The sequence below is a fragment of the Endozoicomonas sp. ALB115 genome, from assembly GCF_049310245.1.
In the GTDB taxonomy this organism is placed as follows: Bacteria; Pseudomonadota; Gammaproteobacteria; order Pseudomonadales; family Endozoicomonadaceae; genus Endozoicomonas.
Genome location: NZ_JBLYZG010000078.1, coordinates 1 through 20,127, shown reverse-complemented (window position 1 = coordinate 20,127; position 20,127 = coordinate 1). Strand labels below are relative to the sequence as shown.

The window sequence follows — 20,127 nt, the reverse complement described above, 5'->3', positions numbered from 1 at the left end:
ATGGCCGTTCTTGCGTGGGACCACGATGACATTGAATACTTCAGAGCCTTGATAGAGACCGAGTTTTACATCCTGATAAACAAATGACTTGAGTTTATGAACTTTATTGAGGATAGTTTTTATCAGCATCAGCGGCGTTTCTTCTTGTTTTTGTCTGCAAATAAAAACATACCTGAAATCAGCCGCTGGTGCTTTTTTTTTCAAATTTGTTGATTTCTACCCACAGTTATCCCTGAAGAGCCTTTTTTATTGGCATCCCGTCTGGCGACAAGCCTTCCGACCGGGTCAAATTCGGCACTGCTGCCGTCCAGTTTTACCAGGCTGGCATTGCCATTTTCAAGCACTTCGATGGTGTCGAACTTTCCGGCTGGAGGCTGATAAATACCCTCGTCGCTGAGCTGCTGATTGGTTACAAAAAAACGATGAAATTCCCTCAAAACCAGTGTTTTTGTACGCAAAACAGTGCTTTTATTTCAAACTCCTTGAGAAAGGTCTCCGCCCCATCCTGGTAACCAATTGAAATATATGATGATTTTAGCAGCACAAAAATCCAGCATGATCAGCGACAATTGCCGCTTTCCACACTGATAAGCGCAGCGGCTAGGGATTCGGTTGAGATTTACTTTAGCCCAGAGCGGGGCTCATGACATAATGTCGGCTTGAGCAAAAACTTTCCGAGGGCCAGGAGGCTGCTTCAGTTTTTTTGCAAGCAACGTTACTTTCCAGAGGTGGCGCTTTCATCTATGAGCATGTTCACGACAGAGCTTTTTAAAAGCAAACCCTATCGGTTGGGCCTGACCCTGTCCGGTGGTGGGGCAAAATGCATGGCTCAGATTGGCTTACTGCAGTACCTGAACGAGCATGGAATCGAGCCGGATATTATTTCCGGTGCCAGCGGTGGTGCGATGGTCGGTGCTCTGCACAGTGCCGGATATGCACCGGCAGAGATTCTGGACTTCTTTGTCTCGACCCGAATGTTCAGCTTTAGAAACCTGTCGTTCAATGCACTCGGATTGATTGACTCAGAGAAGATCGCGAAAAATTTTCAGGCTTATTTCCCGGAAGATAGTTTTGAATCATTGAAAAAACCTCTGTATGTGGTTGCTACTGATTTGAACAGAGCGCAGCAGACGGTATTTAACAGTGGTCCACTGATTAATGCTTTAACGGCATCGTCCGCTTATCCGGGCATGTTTACCCCGGTTAAATGGCAGGGGACCGTCTATGCGGATGGCGGGATTATCAATAACTATCCTTCAGACCTGATTAACGACCAGTGTCGCCATCATATCGGGATGTATCTTGCTCCGGTTATGTCCAGGCCCTGTGAGCATTTCGCCAACACCTTTGATGTACTGGACAGGGTATTTCAGATTTACAGTTCTGCCCGGCAGTTTTCCAATATCAACTTGCCGGAGGTGTCATTGGCACCGGAGGGTATCGAGGACTGCAGCGCTTTTATGGTGAAGCCGGATCAGCTACGGTCTATCTATGACATGGGCTATCATTCCAGCAGAAAATACTTCGAGAACGAAGGAGCCCAATGGCTGAAGACCATGAAAGGAGGAACGCAAAAGCGTTCCTCATGGTTTAAATTGCCGATAGGCTCTGATACTCCGTAAGTACGAAGTAGTCTGTCATGCCACCCACATAGTCCAGAATCAGTCTCGTCCGGAAATACCATTCAAGATCGTTCTGTTCAGCGGGAGAATGCTGTTCCTGACGCATTTGATGCACAGCCCGAACATAGGCTGCTTTATACTTCCGGGACAGTCGGTGATTGAGTCGATGCTCGATAAAGTGTTCGCTATCATCCAGATTATCGAGGTTTGCGAATGCGGTGCCGGGGAGTTCCAGGATTGGGCGATAGATATCGAGCAAGCCCATCAGGGCCGCATATCCCCGCAGTTCCGGTGTTTCTTTTTCCTGACTACTGAACACATGTCGTATGGCGACGGTTTTCAGTGTTTTCAGCGCCAGATGCTGGTCTGAGCCGCCATCAATTAATGGCTCATCCAGCGTCCCATGAAAAACTTCCGTATGCTTCTGCAGGTATCGGTTGGCAGCATAGCTGACCAGATCCCGGACCAGCTGTGAGCGTAAATGGCGAATAAAGTTCTGTGGGTTGTCTTTGGCAACATTTTCTGCGGTTTTAATGATATCCGGCAGGTATTGGCTCTTTTCGCCGGTGAACTCCTGCCACACTTCTTTCAGCCAGAAGCTCAGGCCCCTGAATGACAGAATGCCCTTATCAACAGCATCTTCCAGATCGGCAATGCAGTAAGAGATATCGTCTGCTGCCTCCATGATGTAGACCAGTGGAAAGCGACAGTTCTCCTGTATCTCAAGATGTTTCCAGATGTCCTGGATAAGGCGCTGTTCTGAGTAGTAGAAGCCGGGCTTTTTCTGACGGTAAGCAAATCCGCTTGTCGGATTCTGATAAGGTGCCCGGGTGTATTTGATGGTGGCGGCCAGCTGTGACCAGGTCAGGTTGAGTGTCTGCAGGCTGTGAATGATGCGCAGCCCCTGGGCGTTGCCTTCAAAGACGGACAAATCCGGTAACAGTACCTGGTAGAAAAGCTCTGAGTGACCGGTTTGGCCATTGACGGCGGATTGTCTGGCCATTGCCTTGTGATGGCAGGCTTCGCCATGATCCTGAACCCAGCGGCTGAACGCGGCTTCCCCAAAATGGCCAAAAGGTGGGTTACCTACGTCGTGTAGCAGGCAGGACATTTCTACCAGATTGGTAAAGGCCGTTTCGATACCTTCCAGACCAAGTTTTGCCAGCTCCCCATGTTGTTTTAGTTGATCCAGAATGGTTTTGGCCAGATAGCGGCCAGTTTGCTGAACTTCCAGTGAGTGGGTAAGACGACTGCGGACGGCTGCATTGGTTTCCAGTGGGTAGACCTGGGTTTTCTGCTGAAGCCTGCGCAGGGCCGCTGATTGAATAATACGACCCCGGTTACTCTCGGTCTCGGTAATCAGATCCTCTGGCCGGGCGCAGGTGACCGGCTCAGGGCGATCGCAGGTGAGTTTCTTGAGGTAATCCAGAGGTGCCATAGGCTTGGTAACCGGGAGTTTGGAGGTATTCAGATTACCATATCTTTCGGCTGATCGGTGAGTAGCATGATTTGCCACGTTGATCAGTGACCGGGCAATATCCGGATGAAAGCCTGCTGATTGGCTTTTTACTTTTTTTGTTTTCAATTTTGTCTTGACGGTTCATTGCTTTGCTATAACTACTGCTCCCTGATAAGTCTTTGTTTGAACCTGGAGTTAAATTGTGGAAGAGAAACTAATGATAATGTTATTTGTGTTTCTTTCTTTCTTACTCTTTCCGGGTGAAAAAGTTGAAGCCTATGATCTCTATTCTTATATTCCTTTTCTCTACAAAGTTCCCGAGGGAAACGTGGGGGTATTCAGGAATGGAAACCAATTTTATGAGGATGTCTATCCTGCCGGCGTTTATCCAGTCTGGCCTTCTGATGAAGGGTTTGTTATCAGCATTGTGCCTGAGACGGCGGCTGTGACGGACATTCTCTGTATTACTGCCGATGGGATAATCATCACCTTTCCCCAAATCACCGTTCGTTATCAGGTACATGAACAACATGTATTGAGTCTGGTTAAAAGCTATGGGCTTGATTTTGTCAAACCCGTTATTGAAGATCCTGTGAAACTCGGGGTTGCTCATTTATGCAGGGCGCTGAACGCTGAAGCGGTTTACTTTGATGAATTTATACCATTTAAGGCGATTCTGGGCCGTTATCTGGCAGAGAGGCAGAGGGATAAAGGTACTGGAATATCGATTTGTCATCTTGACATTGAATACCCCCGGGTTCCGGATGTCATTATTGACAATCATGTTGGTCATACAGATCACAAGCCCCAAACCCCGATAACTTGCGAACCACCTTATGAGATTTTCTACACACTGGAAAATGAGCAAGAAGCCATCAATCGCCTCTGTGGCTTTGTCAGACAGCCTGATGATGAACCTTACCCGGAGCCTGTTTCGGAAGAGGATTCAGCCATAGTTCTGGAGCCCTCTGTTTCAGTTGTTGAAGACGAGATTGCCGGTGTACTCAGCCCCGCAGAGGAAGTAAACACCGATGACACCGGACAGAGAGATTATGAGGTACTTCAGGAAGATCTGTCATTTTCGTGGGCTGAGGAGCCATTTATTAATGGTCAGGACTCTGGTGGTGAAGATGCCCGGCCTTCAGAACACAGTCGGGATTCCAGTTCAGAACCTATGGCGGAGGTGGGTGATAATACTGTGCCAGTGCATAGTGTTGATGCTGTAACAGAGATTAATCGGAGCCTGCCATCAGGATTGGTTGATCAGGTGCCTGATCAGGAAAGGAGTAAGGAAAAGCTGTATCAACAGATGCAAGACTCGAAACACCTTTGGAAAAATAACAACAGCCGACTCTACCTGGGCTGGTAAGAAAACGGATGAATGCTCGCCAAATGATGAATTATGCTGTATAAAAAAACAGTATTTCAGTCATTATCAGCCGGATTGTTTTTGAATGCGGTTATTTATCGCCGAAAAGCCCAGCCTTGGGCGAGCCATTGCCGATGTTTTGAAAAAGCCCCTGAAAAAACAGGAAGGCTATATCGAGTCTGCTTCAGGAGATGTGGTGACCTGGTGCATAGGTCACCTGCTTGAGCAGGAGGAGCCGGATGCCTATGACCCGGCCTACAAAACATGGAAGCTTGAGCACCTGCCTATTGTTCCCGTGCAATGGAAGCTGAGGCCCAGAAAGGGAGGGCGTGGGCAGTTATCAGTGATCAATAAGCTGCTCAAACGGGCTGATATTATTGTCAATGCCGGTGACCCTGATCGTGAAGGCCAGTTGCTGGTGGATGAGGTGCTGGATTATCTGAAGCTCTCTGCCCAGCGTAAAAAAGATGTTCGTCGTTTATTAATCAGCGATCTGAACCCTTCTGCCGTTTCCCAGGCCCTTGGGCGGATGCGATCCAACCAGGAGTTTGTACCGCTGGCGGTTTCCGCCCTGGCTCGTTCCCGGGCAGACTGGCTTTACGGTATTAACCTGACCCGCGCCTGCACATTGCTTGGCCGGAAGGTTGGCTTTAATGGGCTGCTCTCCATCGGCCGGGTGCAGACGCCGATTCTGGGTCTTGTCGCCCGACGTGATGCAGAAATTGAACACTTTCAGCCTAAGCCTTACTTTGAGGTTTTTGCCACCTTGTTAACGGCAAAAGAGGAAACCTTCAAAGCCAAATGGCTACCCAGCGAAGCCTGCCAGAACTGGATGGATGAGGAAGGGCGAGTGCTGGATCGGCGTCTGGCGCAGAATGTGGTGGACCGTATTACCGGCAAGCAGGGGACAGTAAAACGCGTCGAAGATAAGCGTGGCAAAGAACCCCCGCCATTACCCTACTCGTTGTCGGCACTGCAGATAGATGCTGCCAGGCAGCTGCGTATGGATGCCAAGACGGTGCTTGATAGCTGTCAGCGTCTTTATGAGCAGAAACTGATTACTTACCCCCGTTCAGACTGCCGCTATCTGCCCGAAGAGCACTTATCCCAGGCGCCGGAAGTGTTGGCAACGATTCGCCACAATGTCTCTTCGCTGGGGAAGGCAGTAGACCAGGCGTTGCCGGAAAGGAAAACCGGTGCCTGGAATGATAAAAAAGTTGGGGCGCACCACGGTATTATTCCTACCTCCCTGAGAATGGATCTTGAACGACTGTCTGAACTGGATCGCAAGTTGTATGGATTAATTGCCAGGCAATATGTTGCGCAGTTTTATCCTGATCATACCTTCAGAAAAAGAGTCGTCGATATCGACATAGAAAAAGGCCTTTTCCGGGCCGGGAGCCGCCAGACTGTCGAGGAAGGGTGGAAGGTTCTGATGAATTCAGGCAAAAGTCATCAGCGTTCCGTCGGTGATGAAAATAATGAAGAGAGTGCTTTTTTACCTGAGCTGGCCAAAGGCGATGTGCTTGATTGTCCTGAAGCCGAGTTGAAGGAAAAAATGACACAGCCCCCCAAACCATTTAATGATGCAACACTCCTTTCGGCCATGACGGGCATCGCCCGATTTGTTCAGGATAAAGACATTCGCAAGATTCTCCGTGAAACCGACGGCCTGGGAACCGAGGCAACCCGGGCCAGCATTATTGAACTCTTGTTCAAGCGCCAGTTCCTGGAGCGCAAAGGCCGAAATATTCATGCAACAGCCACTGGCAGAGCCCTGGTCAACGCATTACCGGAAAGAGTGACCACGCCTGATATGACCGCACGCTGGGAAGCCTCTCTGAATGACATTGTTGAGCGAAAAGGCAGCTACGGTGCCTTTATGGGCGGGCTTGATCAGGAGCTGAGAGCGTTATTGATGCAAACCATGAACGATGGCTTGCCCTCTGTTGCCGGATTGCCTGCCCCTTCGAACCAGCCGTTTAAACGAAAAGGCAAAGCAAAGAGTGCTGGAAGTCGTCGGAAGAAGCGGAGTTCAGCATAGAATATTGCCCTGAGAATCAAATCAGAGTCGAGCCAATTGCTTGTAACTTGAACTGACAAAACTATCAAACTGACAGACAGCTACATTACGAAGGTTGAACTCGCAGGTTACAACCAGCTGACCAAACTTGCTGAAACCGATCCTGAAGCTTACAAAGCAGAATACGCAAAGCTGCCAGAAGCTGAGAAAAAAGAATTTGACGCGTTCCTGAATACGTCTTCCGAGATGACGAAACAGTCTCTTGGTCTGTTAGTTGAAGCTTACAAGCTGCAGAAGAGTGTCCAGCAAATTGATATCAAAGCTCTGGTGTCCAATCCTATGAAATTGCCTTCCGCAATGAAGGGTGCAAGCCTTGCCGGTGACCAGATCTCATTTACCGTTGATGCACTCTCCATGCTGAAGAAATACCACGGTATTTACAACAACGCCATCAGTTACGCTGGCCGATAAAGTATAAAAGAGCAGCTATTTAGCTGCTCTTTTTTTCCTCCTTCATATTCACGAGATTATTATGTCTTTTGGCATCAAACATTTCTGTGTCTGCGCACTTTCAGCTGCCATTCTGACAGGGTGTGCAGGAATGCAGGGCAAAGTGCAGATTGACCCTTCACTCCATACTGTGAGTAAGGCCGATTATGAGTCCAGCAAAAAGGCCATTGAACTTCCACAGAACTATTCAACCAAGAACTACAAGCGTCTTGTGGTTGCTACAAACTTTTTTGCAAATAAAGATGCCAGCAGCTACTCAGACCTTCCACTGGAAACGGTTTCTACCATGATGGAGACAGAGATCAGCAAGCTGAAACGCTTCACGATCGTATCCCGCCATCTCGGCCAGAAAGGCAAAGCAGCTGAGAAACGTTTTCAGGATATGGGCACAACTGATGCCTTGTCGCGCATGCGCTTTGGTAAAGGCCTGAATGCCGATTACGGGCTGGTAGCCGGTGTTTCTGCTGTGAAGGAAGAGTATAACCGCGTTGACCATAACGAAGTCCTGTACATAATCCGCGTTGATTATCAGCTGATTGATTTCCAGACAGATGAAATTATTGAAGCGGATTCCGCAGAAGGCCGTGCCATTCGCACCCTGTTCCGCTTGCCAAGCGGTAAGGTGATTGGTGGTTTCGATCAAGAACAAGAGCAGGATGCACTGAACCAGGCATCCATTAACGCTCTTAAAATCGTTGCAAATAAAATCGGTAATAAACTGCCAATTGGAGGACAGGTCGTTGGTTTTAGAGGCAGTAATTTCCAAATCGATAAAGGCTATGAAAGCGGTTTCATGGGCAAACAGATCGTAACTCTTTACATGTCTGATATGGGGGTGGATCTGCCATTGGCTATTGCTGAAGTCACTCCTGGGGCCGATGCCAGTCGCGGTAAAATTATACGCTGGTCTAATGATCCTGATGTTCAGGACCTGGTCGCTGAAATCAAAGCTGATCCACTCTTCTTCAAAAAGAACGAGCTGTTTGCCGTATCCAACGGTATGCCGCTACCTCCAGAATGGGAAGATAACTACAAGGACTGAGCAGTATGCGCAGTACGAAAATCCTTACTGCCCTGGTAATGGTCTTTGCTCTGTCTGGTACTCCGGGGGTAGCAGCTTCGGCTGTTACTCTTGGTCAGTCACATACGTTATATTTTGACAAGTATGCGGCCAGCAAAACAGGCATTATCGTCGACTCCGGCATAGTTTTTTCTACGGTGATTCTTCCGTATGGAAGAGATACATCCAGAAATTCGGCTAAAGCCAAAGCGATGATTTCTGCATGGCAGCAGATCACAGAGCATTACCAGCTACAAGCCCTCTCATCTTCAACAGGTAGCTCCTCTCTTGACCAGGCTCTGATCAGACAGCGCGACATCCGGCTGAAAAAGCTTCCATCCCGTATTCTGGTGAACCGCCCGGAAGGAGAGAGCTACCGCTATGTTCTGGCAGCTAATGAAGAAGATATCAAAAGGTTGATCACGGCCAGCAAAAATGAAGACATAAGCACGGAAGATATCACCACACTTTACATCAGCTGGATGCCGGTCAGCATTACCACTATCTGGGGAAGATCTTTTCGGAATTTGGGTTGCAGGAGATTGCACTGCAGTGGGAAAAGAAAGAACTGTTAAAAAAATACTGCCTGGCAAACTATTACCAGCCATCGCAGCAGCCTTTTCTCGAAAGGCAGAGACTGTTGGCATTGCAGGCTGACAACTCACCTGCGTTGGATTGGCTCTGCGAACTCCCCGCCAGCGCCTATGTCATTGATAACCACCTGAAACAAAAATCTCTATCTGAGACAACCATTCTTGCTTTTGAGAGTACAGCCTTGCCTGCACGCGCACCAAATGCTATTGCACAGATTAAGGAAAACCAGCAAAAGAATCCCCTTGCCTACCTGCACAAACTACCTGGCCAACTGAATCTTGCCAGCCCTTATTCGGCCGCTCTGAGCCTGCCCGGACATATTCTGTTCAGTAACACATTCAGTGATCAGCCAGCCCAGGCCTTTATCGATGCCAAAGTCTTTTTTGAACAGGGTAGAGAACTGGACACAATCATCTCTCTGCTAAAAGAAAGCATCAATAGCTCACCTCGTCATCAGGAGAGCTGGCAGTATCTGGGAGCTGCCTTAATCGCAAGGCAAAATTGGCCGGAAGCTGCTGCTGTTTATTTACAGTGGATCGCTCTTGAACCCAGCAACCTGGAAGCTATTTCACGTTACACAGAATCTCTTCACCGCATGGGATTAAAGCAGGAAGCATCCCGGTTCATTTCTTATCTGCAACTGTATGCCGCAATAAATAAATTTGCTTATAACACTATCCAAATTATTGAGAACAAACCATGAGATATCTCTTTAAAGCCACACTACTGGCACTGGCTGTCTCTTCAGCAGCACACGCTGTAGAGTTTAAACCCGAAGCGGCTTCGCCAGAAGTAGCTGCTGTTTCTGTCCAGCCACAAATCGTCGAAACACCTGCCACAGCCGTTACCACTCAGCTGCAAACCATGCCTGCACAGTCCGCTGCTGCTGTTGATGCGATGGCTCTTGCTTATCAATTTCTGGATAAAGGTGGGGTGCTTGAGGGCTGGAACAGCGATAAAAGAGTATATGTCGCTCTAAGTGAAGCTATTTTTGACTCGGAAGATCCATCTTATGATGACAGTTTCATCATTAAGCGTTCTCTGAAATCCATGGAAGCATCTCTGGATGCGAAACGATCCATTATTCAGTACATATATACTGATATGTCTGCAGCAGATCGTGTCAGCACTCCGGGTACAGACCTTAATGTTGAGTTCAAAGACAAACTTGAAAATTTAGAAAGAAAAGCTGCTGCTCAGAGGGGGCGAGTAGCCAAACTGTTGGAAGTTATGGATGCCAAAGAAGCAGAAATGCTCCGAGGTGTCACCTTTGGTGATAGAGCCGATGCATTGATGGAAGCTGCTATCAAAAAGCTGGATGGGCACTTCGATAAGGGTGAAATAGCTGCTGATAAGCAAGCCCAATATGAGCAGGCTAAAGCCAATTATCAGGAAGCCATGTCTGAACATGAAAGCACCATGAACGAGCTGGACCAGCTGGCAGGCAGTGTCACAGGTGAAGCCTATAGTATGGCTGAAGCCGTTTCCAAAATGCCTCTGTATGGTGCCATTACTGCCGCTCAGTTTGAATCATGGGATGACATTAAGCAACAGTATAAAGTTGCCATGGTGACCGTCTGGTCTCCAAAACAAGAGGAGATGATACGGGCTCTGCTTTCAGGTGCAGCAATGACGCTTCCCAAAGGGAAACAAGATCTGGCTGATTATATACGCAGCCAGGACTGGTCTACCGCTACAGGGGGGCGCAAGTTCCGCGATAGTTCTGGTAATTTCCATATTCTTGGCATAGCTGCCAGCCCTGTTGGCAGTAGCTCTTCTTCTGAACGAAAAGCCCGTGGTATCGCTGAACTGATGGCGCGTAAACAAGTGGCTACAGCCCTTTATGCGGACGTTGCTGCCTATGAAAAAGCCGAGCAGGCAATGACGACCCTGAGTAGTAGTGGTGGAAAGGACGTCAGCATTGCTGCGGAAAGCTTTACCAGCGAGCTCAGCCAGAGCATCGAAAATCGTGCTGTCCAAGGTCTATCCAAGCGTTTTGGCAGGCGTGTGACCCACCCGCTTTCTGGCCAGGATATTTACGTCAGCATTTACTCCATTGATACATCCAGTGTTGTTAATGCCAGGCTTATGCAGGCCAGCCAGTACCAAACCAAAGTACTGGACGTTCAATCACAGCAGCAACTCAAAGGCACTAAAGACGGTTTGGACCAATCTGTTCGCATTGCTGAAAGCAACAAGACTGTTTATAACCAAGCCGAGAGAGAAGCTGCCAGCAGCAATCGTGTCGTTCCTCCAGTAGCGACACAGCAACCTGTGAAGCAGCAGGTTCCCGTTCAAAACACACAAGGTACGGCTACCTCCGGCACTTATACCGGAGGCGGCAATGCCGATGCAGAAGACGCATTTGGTTGGTAAGGAGGGCCGTTAACTAATGAAACGTTGGGCTCTCATTCTGGCAGCACTTCTAATGTTGCCAGCATTAGCCAATGCTTCTCTTGAGAAAACTGTGTCCACAATGCTGGCTAATAACCAGTATATGGGCATGGTGAATGACAATGAGCTTGGACGTACCGTGATCGCAATTGGTCTCGGTATGCACCGTAAAGCCAATGTTGCTCAAGAGATAGCACGGCAGGATGCCATGAAATCTCTGACGGCTTATCTTAAAGGGGAACGGATTTCCTCTGTAGAGCGGGCCAGTCAATCCTGGAAAGGTGATACAGTACTCGAAGAGTACTACACCTCATTGACCAGCAATGTTGAAGGCACTCTGAAAGCCGCATGGAGTTTTAATACCGGTGAGCATGATGGTATGACCTATAACGTAATGGTCATTTCAGAACGTAGCCGTGATTTCTCTGAACTGTTTGAAAAGCAAGATAGCATTGTTGAAGCCCGTGGTGTTGCGTCTTTGTCATCAGGTGTGGAAGCTGCACGCACGACAGCGTTGAATAATGCTTTGCGCAGTGCTGTCGAACAGTATGGCGGGGTGCAAATGGCCTCCAAAACAACGATTGAAAACGCAGAAGCCTTGAGAGCAAAACTTTCAACGGTTTCCTCTGGCCATGTGCAGCGCTATACGGTGATCAAGGAGTACCAGGAAGGAAACAACTACTTCATCATCATCAGTGCCGAGGTAAGTGACTCTCCTCCTGACGGTCAGCAGCAGATTCTCGCTATTCAGGAAAATATGGGGCGACCATCCTTTGCAATTCAAACGGACAGACCTGAGGTTGATCGCCTGATGCGCGAACTTCTGGCGACCAGTGGTTTTGAGGTTTCGTCCTCGCCCAATAGTGCTCGATACACCATCAAGACTGACATCAGCAAGTATGAGTATAAGGCAATGGGAGGTATGACCGGACTGCAGACGACCATTAAAGTCCGTATTACTGACCGCTTCAGTAGCGATGATTTGATTAACGTATCCAGTGATCCAAACAATAGCGTTGAAATTTCTGACTCGGCCACTATTCGGGAACAAAACTCTCTGAGTTATGCCATGGAAGATTTGCAGCCAAAGCTCACCAGTGCAATAAAGAAGCAGTTTATCAGCCAGTTCAACAACGGAAGCAAAATTCAGGTAACACTGAAAAATTTCGATCGTATGCGGGATGTTGATGAACTACGGGCTTGTCTGGAAAGCCTGCCTCTTACCAAATCTGTGAGTGTTCAGCCCATACAGAATCGCAGTGCCAACTATGAGGTTATATATCTGGGTGATCCTGCCAGCCTTCAGCTGGACATTCTCAAACAGTCCCGTTCTTTCAGCTTGAGAGGGCTCAAGGCCAAAAATACGGATACCAGGGCCGTTGTTCTGTCTTTTTAGCTGTCTTGTTAACTTTATTTAAGCCCCGCAGCAGGCAGCGGGGCATCCAAATGGTTCAGATTCTGGTGGGAATGAGGACACATTGCCGAATTCAGTGATCACTCAGAAGAAGAGTTTCACAAAAAACTGGGTGGTGTACTGATCAGAATTGCCGCGATAATTCAGGCCAAATGACCACTCATTATCCACTTGATATTCTGCTCCGGCAGTGAAGAAGCCGGTATTGTCATCTTCGTCCCGGTCATAGTATTGCTGAATATAGCCGGAATTCAGCCAGAGGCCTTGTTCCAGGTGATAACGGGCGCTGACCGACGCTGTGTAGGCTGTGACTTTATCCTTTACCTCATCCGCATCCACAGACAGGCCGTTTCTGAGTCGGCCACTGGTGACCGATGGAATGACATGGAATCTGTCCGTTGGCTTTAATAACAGGCTGGCTCCGGCAAAGTAGGAGCTGCCATCAATCTCGACATTACTGGCAACATCATCTTTATCAATGCGGCCGTAGGCGTATCCTGCGTTCAGGATGACGGGTATGGATGGGACTTTATAGGCACCATTGACGAACCAGGTGGTTCCATCGAAGTTTTGCGTGCCCTGATTCTGATTATTGTAACCAAAGCCGGTATTAATAAATGTATAGTTATAGTCATTACCTGCGAATGCCATAGCTGAAGTGGAAAACAGTAATGAAATTAACAATATGCGAAAGGTCATCGGTTTAATCCCTGGTTTGCCGGGAGAGTAGTCAGTCAATAGGGGAGACGTGGTAAGAGGTATACCTGCCACTATGACCTTTAGAGTGTTATTTTTTCAAAAAGTTCATCGAGCTGAGTTTATTCGATCTTCTTCAGGATGCATCATCTCAAGCAGTGTCGTAATAAATGCCTTCCTTTTGATCTGGTAGCCATTAACCTGTGGAGCTGTTGATAGCCAGCCGTTAACCCTTTGCTCAAAATCATGACGGCAAACATGGCCAGTCAATTTCATTTGCAGATGCTCAGTCAGTGCATGCAGGCGTTGTTGTTCAAGCGCGGTGGCCGAACCGTCATTTGTCCCGGATCTGCCTTCAGAGTGCAGAGCGATAAACTGCCTGGCTTTATTCAGGGTAAGCAGGCAGCGTAGAAGTAAGCCATAAATACGTTCATCGGTATTTTGGGGGCTATTAAAAAGAAGGGTACGGGGGACGTCAAATACCGGCCCGTTTTGCAATTGCTCTGTCAGCGGATCAAGGTTCTCAGCAAGGTATTCCAGCGTATCATTGAGCAATCGGGTTTCTTCAGCAAACGACAAACACCATACCGGCCTGGCAACGCCGGGAACCTCAACGGCCAATCCTGTTGTATTTTGGGCTACCCTGGCGTCAACACTGACCTGAAACCCCAATGCCCTGGTCGCCAGATCACCATCTTCAAGGTCAATATTGTAGGCACCTGGCAGTTGAATCGCCGGACATCCCGGGACTGGTGAGATGATGATGCTTTTGGGGATGTCTGAATCCCTGTCGGTGTTTAGCGCCTGCAGCTTGGCAAGGAGTGTTCTGGTTGATTTTTCTGTCGTGCAGATAATGTCAATATCATTAAATACTGAGCAGAGGTTCTGTAAAAAACGGGCGTAAGAACCGGTAATCAGAATGGCTGGATCGTTATAAGAACCATTGATTTCCTGAATAATTTCCAGCACTTTCAGCGTTAGCGGAGTTAACTGTCGGGTCGACTTGTCCGGAACATCCGATCCGCCTGTTGTTAACGGTGGCTCCATAGTTTGAGCCGCACTGGCGGTCACTGCCCGGGTGGCGCAGGTATTTTCTGTTTCATCCCGGTATTCCCTGACCTGATAAGGGCGTTGGCATTCCTTCCCGGGACTGGCAACGGATACCGCTACCGTGTTTGTTCGTTCAAACAATAAATTATCCATTATATTGGCTTCAGGACTGTATTGTTCAAACCAGCGGCCTAAAGCATGCTGCCAGTTGCTTCTTTTATGAAAATTCTGGAGGCACTCCAGAACCTGATGCCTGTGGATTTGTCGTCCATCAACAGGCTGGCCCCTGACATAGCAGTACGCCAGGAAGAAAAAATGCAGGCGTGCGTTCTGAAATGAGCGCTTCAGTGTTTTGATGGATTGCGATACCTGTTGTGCTGACACTCTCTGATGATCAATGGTCAATTCATTCTGCATCGCTATGAATTTCAATATGCATTGCAGTCGTTGCTGCTCATCTTTGACCGGTACGCTGTTTAAGATTTGCCAGGCCTTTTGCATGATATCCTGGGCTTCACTGGTTTCATCGCACTTATGAGATTGTCTCAGCTTTTTAATCAGATATCTGGTTTGCCCTGAAGAATGGTCCCCGGGTGCTGCATCAAACGCTGCTAATACCTGCCGGTTATCCAGGTAGTTGCCATGCAATTTTCTGGCATTCAATGCCAGCAGAGAGTAGAAAATCGCTCTTTCGAGCAACCAATTGCCACTTTCATAATCCCGGATCACCGCTTCCGGTGTCACCTGTCGGCCATTCAATGGCAGGCCTCTCAGGCAACATTCGGCCTTGAAGCGCACTGTGGCCAGTTGGCCATCCGGACTATCCGGGAACTCCATAACCACCTCATCCGCTGTGACCTGCCTGCCTCCCAACGTCAGGCCCCTCAGGCAACATTGTTGCTTAAATCGTGCCAGCGCCAGTGGTGCCCTGGCGGCCTGAAAATCCCTAACAACAGTATCCGGCGTGACCCGCTGGCCATTCAACGGCAGGCTTTTCAGGCAACATTCTGCTTTGAAGCGCGCCAGCTCCAGCGTTGCCCTGGCTGCCTGATAAGCCTTAACCACCGCACCCGGTGTGACCTGATGGCCATTTAATGCCAGGCCTTTCAGGCAACATTCCGCTTTGAAGCGTGCCAGCGGGAGTGTTGCATTGATTTCCAGGCACCCCTTAACCACCGTATCCGGTGTCACCTGCTGGCCATTTAACAGCAGGCCGCTCAGGCAACATTGTTCCTTAAAGCGCATTATTCCCAGTCTGCCTTCCGGGTCATCCGGGAAACTCTCAATCACCGTATCCGGTGTGATCTGATGACCATTCAGCAGCAGGCCCTTCAGGCAACACTCCTCTTTGAACCGTGCCAGTTCCAGTGTTGCTTTGGCTGCCTGACAACTCTTCACCACCGCATCCGGTGTGAGTAGCTGGCTATTCACTGCCAGGCCCTTCAGACAACATTCCGCCTTGAAGCGTGCCAGCCCCAGTCTGCCTTCCGGACTATCCGGGAAATCCTCAATTACTGCAGCCGCTGTGACCTGCTGACCATTCAGGGTCAGGCTTTTCAGGCAACATTGTTCCTTAAAATGCGCCACCCCCAGTTTGCCTTCCGGACCATCCGGGAAATCCCTGACCACGGTATCCGTCCTGACAGGTTGGCCATTCAAGGTCAGGTTCCTCAGGCAGCATTCCGCCTTGAAGCGCGCTATCGCCAGTTGGCATTTGTTATTTCGACCTGGTTCCCGATTGAATTCCTGAATAACCTGATCCGGCGTTACTTTTCTATTGTTATGCAGAATGTTTTGTAAGCAGAGTCTTTGCAGGAAGAAGCCACCTCTGAGCGAGGTCGTATCATTGCCATAGGCTCTAAGCACATCAGCTGAGGTGATTTGACGTCCGTGTAGTGGTGTTTTTTTCCAAAAGGCATTCTCAATACGCCTGGCCTCACCCATGGTGGAGGCTGTGCTTCTATGGCAGCGATGGCTGGAGATTCTTTTACCGTTAAATGTATTTGTGGAGCAGTCAGGCATCCTGCCTGAACCGGTTTGTCGGTCAGCCCGGGCAGCAGACTTTGGGTAGAAGTCGGTTGAAGTGGGTGCTTTCAGAATAAAACCCTGCGCACTTGGCATGTAAATACCACCGTTTGACCTCAGAGTGATTGTTAGGTTCCATTTAAGGTGTGCCAAGCCATGGTCATCACCTGATTTGCCACAACAAATCTATAATTATTGATGAGGATTAGTATCGATAACAGTTTTGGTTAGCTACTTATGCAGGATGCATCATCGCAAGCAGTGTTTTGGTAAAGTCCTTCTTCTGGAGCTGATGATCATTAACAGGCTGAGTTGTCGATAGCCAGTGGTTAATTGTGTGTTCAAAGCCATGACGGTAAACATGGCTATGTAATTTCGCTTGTAGATTTGCAGCGAGTGTATGCAGGCGCTGTTGTTCTTTTGCCTGCGGGGTAGTCTGGCCGTCAGGTTTTCCGGGTTTTTCTGCAGAGTGCAGGGCGATAAACTGCCTGGCTTTATTCAGGGTAAGCAGGCAGCGCATAAGCAAACCATAAATACGTTCATCGGTGTTTTGGGGCGTGTTAAAAAGCAGGGTTCGAGCTAAGCCAAATATCGCTCCTTTTTGCAATTGTTCTGTTAGCCTGTCAAGGTTCCTGGCAAGGTATTCCAGCGTATCGTTCAGTAACCGGGTTTCTTCCGTAAACGACAAACACCATACCGGCCTTTCAACGCCGGGAACGTGAATAGCCAGTTGTGCGGTATTTTCATGGGCTACTCTGACATCAATACTGACGTGAAGCTCCATTGCTTTCCTCCCCAGATCACCGGCTTTAAGTTGAATATTGTAGGCGTGTGGCAGTTTAATGGCCTGACATCCCTCGATTGGCCAGATGGTGACGCTTTTGGCGATTTCAGAATCCCAGTCGGTGTTCAGTGCCTGCAGCCTGTCAAAGAGTGTTCTGGAGGACGCTTCTTCCGTGCAGACAATGTCAATATCATTAAATGATGAGCAGAGATTCTGTAAAAAACGTCCGTAAGAACCGTTAATCAGCAGAGGGGGGATGGTATAAGAACTATTGATTTCCTGAATAATCTCCAGTGTTTTCAGTGTTAGCGCATTTAATCGTGGAACCGGCTTGTCCGGGATGCCTGTTTTTAACCTTTGCTTCAGGGTTTCAGCCATATAGACGGCAAATGTCTGGTGGGTGGAAGCGGTTTCTGTTGTATCCCGATATTCCCTGAGCTGGCAGGGGAGTGAGCCTTCCTTGCCCGGATTGGCAGCGAATACCTCTGCCGATGTTGTGCTTCGCTCAGAACGCTCGATAACGGGAATCACGTCGGGCAGGTGTTCTCCATGCTTATGTCCGGTGTTCTCGCTGTTAACGGCAACAGAAGCTTCCTGTTGACTGGCAAAGGTTGTATATCGGTGAGGACTGTCACTCCCCTGAGCATCGAGTAACTCATCCATTACACAGGCTTCGGAGCTGCATTCTTCAAACCAGCAGTTTAAAGCATGGCGCAGCCTGCTTCCTTCAAGAAAACTTTTAAGATACCTGATTACCTGATCCTTATGAATGTGCTGTCTGCCAATAGACTGTCTCGTGATACAGCAGTGCGCCAGAAAGAAGAAATGCAGGCGTGAATTCTTAAATGAGCGCCTCAGTGTTTTGATGGCATGGAATACCTGTTTTGCAGACACTTCCTGTTGATCAATTGTCCATTTATTCTCCATGGCCATGAATTTCAATATACATTGCAGTCGAGATTGCTCATCGTCTTTGACTGGCACTTTGGTTAAGATTTGCCAGGCCTGTTGAAGTATCTCCTGACCTTTGCTGGTTTCATCGTACCGGTGGGATTGCTGCAACCTTTGAACCAGATACCTGGTTTGCCTTGAAGTATGATCTCCGGGTATATCATTAAACGCTGCCAATACCTCCTCGTTATCCAGATATTTGCCATTCAGTTCTCTGGCATTCAATGCCAGTAGCGAATAAAAAATAGCTCTTTCGAGCAACCTGCCACCGCGTTCATAATCCTTAACCACGGCATCCGGTGTGACCTGCCGGCCATTCAACAGCAGCCCTTTCAGGCAACATTCCGATTTGAAGCGAGCCAGCTCCAGTGTTGCCCTGATTGCCTGATAACCACTGGCCACGGAATCCGGTGTGACCTGCTGGCCATTCAACAGCAGCCCTCTCAGGCAACAGTCCGCTGTGAAGCGCGCCACCCCCAGTTTGCCATCCGGACTGTCCGGGAAACTCTTAACCACCTCATCCGGTGTGACCTGGTCACCATTGAGCTTCAGGTCCTTCAGGCAGCAGTCTGCTTTAAAGCGTGCCAGTTCAAGTATTGCCCTGATGGCCTGATAATCCCCGACTACTTCCTCCGGTGTGACCTGCAGGTTATTCAAACACAGCCCCCTCAGGCAGCATTCTGCTTTAAAGCGCGCCAGCGCCAGTTTTGCTTTGGCTGCCTGGTACGCTTCGGCCACTGAATCCGGAGTGACTGGCTGGCGATTCAACGCCAGGCCTCTGAGACAACATTGTTCCTTAAAGCGCGCCAGCTCGAGTGTTGCCCTGACTGCCAGATAACCCTTAACCACGGCATCCGGTGTGACCTGCTGGCCATTCAACGTCAGGCCCCTCAGGCAACATTCCGCCTTGAAGCGCGCGATACCCAGTCTGCTTTCCCGACCACCCGGGAAACCCTTAATCACCGCATCCGGTGTGACCGGCTGACCATTCAACGCCAGGCCCCTCAGGCAACATTCCGCTTTAAAGTGCGCTTGGCCCAGTTTGCCTGCCGGACTGCCCGGGAAATCCCTGACCACCTCGTCCGGGGTGACCCGGTTGCCAGCCAGTGTCAGGCCTCTCATACAGCATTCCGCTTTGAAGCGCGCCAGCTCCAGTGTTGCCCTGGTGGCCTGATAATCCTTAACCACCGCATCCGGTGTGACCAGCTGGCCATCCAGCGTCAGGCCACGCAGACAACATTCTGATTTGAAGCGCGCGCTCCCCAGTTTGCCCAACGGATTATCCGGGTAATCCCTGATCACCTCATCCGGTGTCACTTGCCGACCATTCAACGGCAGGGACTTCAGGCAACATTGCTCCTTAAAGCGTGCCAGCTCCAGTGGTGCTTTGGCCGCCTGATAATCTTTAATTACCTCACTCTGGCTGACCGGCTGGCCGTTCAATGGCAGGTTCTTCAGGTAGCATTCTGCTTTGAAGCGTGCTCTCCCCAGTTTGCCTTCCGGGCTATTCGGGAAATCCATAAACACCTCATCCGGTGTGACCAGCAGGTCATGCAGCGGCAGGCCTTTCAGATAGTAGTCCGCTTTGAAGCGTGCGATCCCCAGTTTGCCCTCCGGACTATTCGGGAAAGCTTTAACTACCTGCTCCAGTGTGACCTGCTGGTCATTCAAAAGCAGGCCCCGCAGGCAACATTCTGCTTTGAAGCGCGCCAATCCCAATATTTCCCTGGCTGCCTGAAAATCCTTAACCACCTCATCCGGTGTGATCTGTTCCCCATTCAGCGGCAGCTCCCTCAGGCAACAGTGTTCCTTAAAGCGTGCCAGCTCCAGTGCTGCCCTGGTGTCCTGAAAATCCTTAATCACTGACGCCGGTGTGATCCGATGGCCATTTATCGGCAGGCTCCTCAGGCAGCATTCCGCTTTGAAGCGCGCTTTTGCCAGTTTGCCTTCCGGGCTATCCGGGAAATCCTTAAACGCCGCACCCGTTGTCACCTGCTGGCCATTCAACGGCAGGTTCCTCAGACAACATTCCGCTTTAAAGTGCGCCATTTCCAGTTTTGCGTTGGCGGCCTGAAAACCCTTCAACACCGTATCCGGTGAGACTTGCTGGCCATTCAACGGCATGCCTTCCAGGCAACATTCTTCTTTAAAGCGTACTATGCCCAGCTTTCCTACC

Annotated in this window: 15 protein-coding genes; 9 read left to right on the top strand and 6 right to left on the bottom strand. The window is 49.2% G+C overall.

All coding sequences use genetic code 11. The features are described from left to right. Together ACO6VE_RS21795 and ACO6VE_RS21790 are read right to left on the bottom strand one after the other, a co-directional pair. A partial coding sequence (locus ACO6VE_RS21795) for a hypothetical protein (RefSeq protein ID WP_422463397.1) occupies window positions 1–204 on the bottom strand: 204 nt, incomplete at its 3' end. Beyond that, window positions 201–458, bottom strand: coding sequence for a hypothetical protein (locus ACO6VE_RS21790; protein ID WP_422463396.1), 258 nt, complete (start codon window positions 456–458; stop codon window positions 201–203). The genes ACO6VE_RS21790 and ACO6VE_RS21795, both read right to left, overlap by 4 nt. Window positions 459–743: 285 nt before the next feature. Between ACO6VE_RS21790 and ACO6VE_RS21785 the strand changes: the two genes are divergently transcribed. After that, entirely contained in the window at window positions 744–1,622 is an 879-nt protein-coding gene (locus tag ACO6VE_RS21785; protein ID WP_422449015.1) for a patatin-like phospholipase family protein, read from the top strand. On the opposite strand, the gene dgt is transcribed toward ACO6VE_RS21785, so the two are convergent. Then, window positions 1,591–3,207 (bottom strand): dGTPase, encoded by a 1,617-nt coding sequence (gene dgt / locus ACO6VE_RS21780; protein WP_422463394.1) that lies wholly within the window; start codon window positions 3,205–3,207, stop codon window positions 1,591–1,593. The two genes, ACO6VE_RS21785 and dgt, sit on opposite strands and share 32 nt — an antisense overlap. Window positions 3,208–3,283: 76 nt before the next feature. Here dgt and ACO6VE_RS21775 point away from each other — a divergent pair, with 76 nt between their 5' ends. The 8 genes from ACO6VE_RS21775 to ACO6VE_RS21740 all read left to right on the top strand — a co-directional run bounded on the left by ACO6VE_RS21775 (window position 3,284) and on the right by ACO6VE_RS21740 (window position 12,427). Then, complete coding sequence (locus tag ACO6VE_RS21775; RefSeq protein ID WP_422463392.1) at window positions 3,284–4,450, top strand: SPFH domain-containing protein; 1,167 nt, start codon at window positions 3,284–3,286, stop codon at window positions 4,448–4,450. Window positions 4,451–4,535: 85 nt separating this feature from the next. After that, complete coding sequence (locus ACO6VE_RS21770; RefSeq protein WP_422463390.1) at window positions 4,536–6,494, top strand: DNA topoisomerase III; 1,959 nt, start codon at window positions 4,536–4,538, stop codon at window positions 6,492–6,494. 225 nt (window positions 6,495–6,719) lie between these two features. Continuing rightward, a complete protein-coding gene (locus ACO6VE_RS21765; protein WP_422449007.1) occupies window positions 6,720–6,944 on the top strand; it encodes a hypothetical protein in 225 nt (74 codons plus the stop codon). A 61-nt stretch (window positions 6,945–7,005) separates the two neighbouring features. After that, window positions 7,006–8,025, top strand: coding sequence for a hypothetical protein (locus ACO6VE_RS21760; RefSeq protein WP_422449005.1), 1,020 nt, complete (start codon window positions 7,006–7,008; stop codon window positions 8,023–8,025). 5 nt (window positions 8,026–8,030) lie between these two features. Beyond that, window positions 8,031–8,618, top strand: a complete 588-nt coding sequence (locus tag ACO6VE_RS21755; protein ID WP_422463388.1) for a hypothetical protein — start codon at window positions 8,031–8,033, stop codon at window positions 8,616–8,618. Further along, a complete protein-coding gene (locus tag ACO6VE_RS21750) occupies window positions 8,576–9,340 on the top strand; it encodes a hypothetical protein (RefSeq protein ID WP_422463386.1) in 765 nt (254 codons plus the stop codon). Before ACO6VE_RS21755 ends, ACO6VE_RS21750 begins: the two co-directional genes overlap by 43 nt. Continuing rightward, window positions 9,337–11,013, top strand: coding sequence for a hypothetical protein (locus tag ACO6VE_RS21745; RefSeq protein ID WP_422463384.1), 1,677 nt, complete (start codon window positions 9,337–9,339; stop codon window positions 11,011–11,013). The genes ACO6VE_RS21750 and ACO6VE_RS21745 overlap by 4 nt, the downstream gene beginning before the upstream one ends. Before the next feature lie 16 nt (window positions 11,014–11,029). Further along, window positions 11,030–12,427 (top strand): flagellar assembly protein T N-terminal domain-containing protein, encoded by a 1,398-nt coding sequence (locus ACO6VE_RS21740; protein WP_422463382.1) that lies wholly within the window; start codon window positions 11,030–11,032, stop codon window positions 12,425–12,427. Between the two features lie 102 nt (window positions 12,428–12,529). On the opposite strand, the gene ACO6VE_RS21735 is transcribed toward ACO6VE_RS21740, so the two are convergent. From ACO6VE_RS21735 to ACO6VE_RS21725, 3 genes are all read right to left on the bottom strand, one after another. Beyond that, entirely contained in the window at window positions 12,530–13,144 is a 615-nt protein-coding gene (locus ACO6VE_RS21735; protein WP_422463380.1) for a hypothetical protein, read from the bottom strand. 105 nt (window positions 13,145–13,249) lie between these two features. Beyond that, window positions 13,250–16,312 carry a hypothetical protein gene (locus ACO6VE_RS21730; RefSeq protein WP_422463378.1) on the bottom strand — a complete coding sequence of 1,021 codons (3,063 nt, stop codon included), beginning with the start codon at window positions 16,310–16,312 and terminating at the stop codon, window positions 13,250–13,252. Between the two features lie 139 nt (window positions 16,313–16,451). Continuing rightward, the coding region (locus ACO6VE_RS21725) for a hypothetical protein (protein WP_422463376.1) at window positions 16,452–20,127 on the bottom strand (3,676 nt) is incomplete at its 5' end.